At 57.0% G+C, this 4,834-nt stretch carries 3 protein-coding genes and 2 pseudogenes; 2 read left to right on the top strand and 3 right to left on the bottom strand.

Annotated elements, in window-relative coordinates:
* Window positions 1-871, top strand: an 871-nt coding sequence (locus ACFFAR_RS24865; RefSeq protein WP_375508636.1) for an ISL3 family transposase, incomplete at its 5' end; no start/stop codon positions are given.
* A gap of 489 nt (window positions 872-1,360) precedes the next feature.
* Here ACFFAR_RS24865 and ACFFAR_RS24860 read toward each other — a convergent pair.
* The 3 genes and pseudogenes from ACFFAR_RS24860 to ACFFAR_RS24850 form a co-directional block, all read right to left on the bottom strand.
* Window positions 1,361-1,840: pseudogene (locus ACFFAR_RS24860) on the bottom strand (transposase); the annotation flags it as partial.
* An 8-nt stretch (window positions 1,841-1,848) separates the two neighbouring features.
* Complete coding sequence (locus ACFFAR_RS24855) at window positions 1,849-3,144, bottom strand: IS4 family transposase (protein ID WP_375508637.1); 1,296 nt, start codon at window positions 3,142-3,144, stop codon at window positions 1,849-1,851.
* A gap of 160 nt (window positions 3,145-3,304) precedes the next feature.
* Window positions 3,305-3,931 (bottom strand): annotated as a pseudogene (locus tag ACFFAR_RS24850) (IS5 family transposase); the annotation flags it as partial.
* A 422-nt stretch (window positions 3,932-4,353) separates the two neighbouring features.
* Here ACFFAR_RS24850 and ACFFAR_RS24845 point away from each other — a divergent pair.
* On the top strand, window positions 4,354-4,834 hold a 481-nt coding region (locus ACFFAR_RS24845), incomplete at its 3' end, for a YncE family protein (RefSeq protein ID WP_375508635.1).

Here is a 4,834-nt window from a genome sequence, read left to right as displayed (position 1 = left end):
GGCGGTGGCCCGTCTGGTGAACCTGTCGTGGTATCGCGTGAAGGCCATCTGTGAGCGTTACGTGAACCTCGCGGTGGCCGCGACTGATTTGTCCGAGCTCACCGCGGTGGCCATTGACGAAACCTCGTGCCGACGGGGCCACGACTATGTCTCGCTGGTCGCCGACATGGACGCCAGGCGCGTAGTCTTCGTCACGCCAGGCAAGGATGCCGGCGTTGTCGAACGCTTTGCCAATCACCACGAGGAACACAACGCCACGCCTGCGCAGATCAAATCGGTCAGCATCGACATGTCGCCCGCCTTCATCAAGGGCGTGGACGAGCATCTGCCCGATGCGCGCGTAACGTTCGACAAGTTTCATGTGATTGCGCACGCGTCCAAAGCCCTCGACGGTGTGCGCCGCGAGCAGCAGAAGAACGATCCGGCATTGAAGGGCATGCGCTGGTCGTTGCTCAATGATGCGGACAAGCTGAACCTCGCGCAACTGACCGATCTCGAGGCACTGATTAGCCAGTACACCACCAACCGCACCGCCCGTGCCTGGATGTACCGCGAGCAGTTGCGCGAGGTTCTCGATCCCAAGCAGATCCACGTCGTCTCCAAGATGTTGCGCCGGTGGTGCACCGGTGTCATGCGTTCCAGGGTTGAGCCGATGAAGGACGTCGCACGCATGATCCTGCGCCATTTCGACGGCATCATCGCCTGGGCCCAGACGCGCCAGACCAACGGCTTCATTGAAGCCATCAATGGCCTGTTTCAAGCTGCCAAGCGCAAGGGGCGCGGGTACGCCAGCTTCAAAACCATGCGAACCGTGCTGTTCCTCATCGCCGGCAACCTCGACTTCTCAGCCTTCAATCCACATGCCTCGTAAGCCGCATTACCCACTCCGCTTTTGAAATAGCCAAATTAAATATAGAAACGAGCATTTGGCGCTAAGATTTACCCGTGTTGACGAAGTATCTTCGATGGCCCTTATAAAAATGATCAACTACTTCGTTATACGAACAACTGAGTAAGATTAATATCGAATACCAGCATCGTGAAATGCGCGCGGTCATCCCGCTATAAGAAATGTGTGCTACAGGTAGGCCCAAACTTAATATCATCTTGCTTTACGAGTAGCGCTTACTCTTGATATGGCAATATCGCCGTTCGGCAGGTCCGTATTCTGTGCGTAGCAAAATGCCGCCAATTGCTTGCCGAAGTAGGCCGCTTAACAGGCTGCGGAAATACAGGCCGACTTTACTGAGCCGTGAGCTTGATCAGAATTTTCGGCGGGGGATTTCTCATAGTTTGGAATATGGACCGGTTAATTTCGGTTTTCGGACCTGTTTATAACGTTCTCTTGCTCATTTTTGGTTCACTGCGGCTGCAACGCACGGAGTTGTCCCAAGGTGCGCTTGCGCACGAGCTTGTACGCGGCCATCGTCAGCACGAACATTTGATCGACCTTCTTCAAGCCGCGCACCATCACCTGGCGCATACCGCCGATGCTCTTGGCCCAGCCGAAACCCTGTTCGATGAGCTTGCGCTTTTGCTGGGAAACCGCGTAGCCCGCACTCTGGGCGATTGACTCGGGCACCGCCGACTGGCGGCCCGACTTGTTTTGCGCCACGTGAGGCGTGATGTTCATTGCCTTGCAGGCCTCGATGAACTCTGCTGCGTCATAGCCTTTGTCTGCCCCGAGTGTGATCTCGCGCGTCGGGTCGTCAAGCGCCTGGCGAGCATCATCGATCATTACTTTGGCCGCTTCGCGCTCGGCGTAGCCGTCGGCCAGCGTCACCACGGCGCTGGCGATCAGCCCATGGCGGTTGTCGCTCAACATGTGGCCCATGTAGCGTCATCTCGTTATACGGAAGTGTCATAGCCGTCGCGCAAGATCTGTATGGTGATCACAGCATCCATAACTCGCTGCATGCCAATCCATAGCGTCTTCGCGCCTGGTTCGCCGTCGTTCTTGCGCCCGAGAAATCCGCCCAGTGAGCCGACCATCCGTATCATCTGGTTGAGCGTCGGCGGCTTTTTGGGACGCGCTTTCTTACAGAGCACATGGGCGCCGTGTATCTCGTCAGCCGCAAAGAACAGCGACGCGTCCAACTCCGGACAGGTTCTGCCCACACGCATGAGCCGCGCGATACGCCACGATACGACCATGTACAGCACGAGCGCCTTTTCTACCCGCTCCATCTGTGAGAGTTGCAGTGCCTCGACACCGCAGGCGTTCTTCAGGACGTTGAAGAACATTTCTATTTCCCACCTCGCGCGGTACCAGTCAACGAGTTCGATGAGGGCATGCGCATCACCTGCTTCGCGGTTGGTCACAAGACGCCAGATAACGGGCTTCACACCCGCTGGCGCATCCACTTCATACGCCTCGACGCAGGTGAGCGTGACACCGGCACGCCCGGGCAGCGTGACGCGCTGGCTACGCAGTTCCTGCCTCACTTCACGCGCCTTCTGGCCGTTACGCCCGGGCAGCACGAAGCTGATGTGGCCGAGTACCCTGCTGGCGTGCACCGTCTCCCACAAACTTGCTTCGCCCTTGAGCGCGCGATTGTGTTGCGAGCGCATCAGCCAGTCCGCCGGTTCACCCAGTTCCTGCGCACGCTGCATGAGCGCGGCGATGTCGCCTTCACGATCGGCCACATACACCAGCCGCGTGTCAGGCAGGGCCCGTGCCTGTTCGGCCACGATCTCATAGCTTTCGATCCACCGCGCACTTTCCTTAACGCCCCCACGCTTGCCGTTTGCATCGCGTGGTTCGCGCGCCCACATCCATGCGTTCATCACACCCAGCGGCTCCCGATCCGGTGTCACCGCATAGGTCGCGTGAAGATACATGCCCACCTGTGCTTCATAACAGAGCGGGCCAGCCCCTTCGATATCCTGACCGTTAAAGTTCAGCTCTGTCGTATCGGCAATGCACAGCACCACCGGCAACTGCCCCATGCGTGCCGTGGTACGGTCCCAATGCGGCTGCATCATGTCGCGCCAGTCGATGTGCTCATTGCCCAGAAAGCGATATGCAGCGATCGTCTCTGACCAGCCTTCGCACGCGCCCGGAATGCTAGCCGTGGGCCGGCTGGCGAACCGTTTGACCAGCTCCTTCGCGCGCCGGTCTCGCCGTGGATCACCCAGATCCAGCGTCTCAAATTCCTCGTCCACCCATGCTCCTGCGTCGTCTCGGATCTTCATGCTGAAAATCCGAGAGTAAACGCGAAATCCGCACAGTTAACAACCCCCTTGCGGCTACTTTTTTACTCCACCATCCTTGCCGCAAGTGTCGAGTTGTGTATAAAGAGATGACGTAGCGTAGCTCGCTTGCCGTTTTGCCCTTACGATACAGCCTCGAATCCGGGTCGCTCTTCGATTCATGCGTCTCATTGCTGCGCGTCTCGCCCTTGAAGCTCCCACCGTCTTCGCTGTCCTGATCATCGTCGCGGCGCACAAAGCTTTTATGACCGGCCCATGCTTGAATCAATGTGCCATCGACGCTGAAGTGCTCACCGGAAAGCCAGCACTTGTTCTCGGCAATGCCCACAACCTCGTTAAAGAATTCGATGACCGCGTCATGCTTGATCAGCCGCTCGCGGTTCTTGGTGAAGACGGTGGGCACCCACACGGCATCGTCCATCGACAGCCCGATAAACCAACGAAACAGCAGGTTATATTGAACCTGCTCCATCAACTGGCGCTCGGAGCGCACGCTATAGAGCACTCGCAACAGCGCGCGCAGTAGCTTCTCCGGGGCAATGCTGGGTCGCCCACCTTTGATATCAGCCTCGTACATGCTGGCAAACAAGCGATCCATCTTGGCCAAAGCTGCGTTGGCCATCTTACGAATCGAGCGCAGCGGATGATCGGCTGGAACAAAGTCCTCTAGCTTACGCAATGTGAACAGATTCTCGGTAAAGGTATCGGCGCCGCGCATCGCTTCTCACAGTTGTGGGGGCTTTACTAACAACGTTTGAACTGACCTTTTGGGTGACTTCAGGGCGAGGTATTTCCGCAGCCTGTTAAGCCCAAACTTTCGATATTGAGCCGCCCCGGTTCTCGCTCGGCCCGTCACGTCAGATGCGCGATATCCGCATTGTGATACACGCGTACTGTCGATGGAAATTCAAATTCTTTTCCCCATTTGACTCCGGGGTTTACTATGAACGCCAATTGACAGATTTGCGTCGCACTGATGCGAATTGACAAAATCATGTCGGTCCGAGTGGGCATAAATCGGTCAACTCGAACCGGCCCTTCCTTGCTATACATGGATTCCGGATTGACAGAATTCCGTCGAACGACGGTTCTTGACAAATAAACCTTGATTTAGGAAACGATCACTTCCATAATAAGTGCATGAACACGCAAACGAATCCTAGTGCCGCCGGTCCGAAACGGACCCCACTGTCACGCGATCCCAATTTCATAACCGGGGGCGATGGTCTCATCGCAGTCGACAAGATCGCCAACAAGATCCTGTTCCTCGATCCCTCGACCTATGAGACGGTATTGACGCTTTCAGGGTTTGCGCCGCGCGTCCACGAAATCGCTGTGTCGGCTGACCGAAAGACCGCTTACGTTCCAATCTATGGCGACGGCAAACATGGCGATAATCCAAACCCCGGCCACCTCATCGCCGTGTTCGATCTCCAGGCCCGTCGCCATATAGGCGATATCAGCACTGCGCCCTATCTCGCGCCCCACGGCCTTCGCTGGGGCCGCGAAGGCGAGTTGTATTGTGTCTGCGAGAACAGCGGTGTCGTGCTGGATCTGGATGTCGGGCCCTGGGAAATACGAGACGTCATCGAAGTCGGCTCCAATAAAGCACACCGTATTG

Source organism: uncultured Caballeronia sp. (assembly GCF_964243625.1).
Lineage (GTDB): Bacteria > Pseudomonadota > Gammaproteobacteria > Burkholderiales > Burkholderiaceae > Caballeronia.
The sequence above is the reverse complement of the archived record's forward strand: the minus strand, read 5'-3'. Positions and strand labels throughout refer to the sequence as shown.